Here is a 504-nt window from a genome sequence, read left to right on the forward strand (position 1 = left end):
GATGGATGGTTGCTGAGCGGAAACAGAGGCACCATTCACATAAGTTGCACTGTCACTTGGAGTCAATGCTGCGATGGCTGCTGGAAGAGTCTTACCTGCTGTCTCACTCTCGAAGCGGTAAGTAGCTTGGTACTTCTTAGCTTCAAAGGCCCACTTTCCTACAAATTCTACATCGGACTTGTTGACAACGGCGCTAACTGCGTCGTAACCCTTGAAGGTCCAAGTGCCGTCGTTCACAGTATCTGTGTATGTGGTTTGAGATGGTTGCTGAGCGGAAACAGAGGCACCATTCACATAAGTTGCACTGTCACTTGGAGTCAATGCTGCGATGGCTGCTGGAAGAGTCTTACCTGCTGTCTCACTCTCGAAGCGGTAAGTAGCTTGGTACTTCTTAGCTTCAAAGGCCCACTTTCCTACAAATTCTACATCGGACTTGTTGACAACGGCGCTAACTGCGTCGTAACCCTTGAAGGTCCAAGTGCCGTCGTTCACAGTATCTGTGTA

At 49.2% G+C, this 504-nt stretch carries 1 protein-coding gene; it reads right to left on the reverse strand.

Annotation, left to right across the window (positions count from 1 at the left end; genetic code table 11):
* Positions 1–504 (reverse strand): SHIRT domain-containing protein (locus D8802_RS10070; RefSeq protein WP_221762823.1); only part of this gene is annotated, 504 nt, incomplete at both ends.

It is taken from the genome of Streptococcus oralis, assembly GCF_003943395.1.
Classification (GTDB): Bacteria; Bacillota; Bacilli; order Lactobacillales; family Streptococcaceae; genus Streptococcus; species Streptococcus oralis_BF.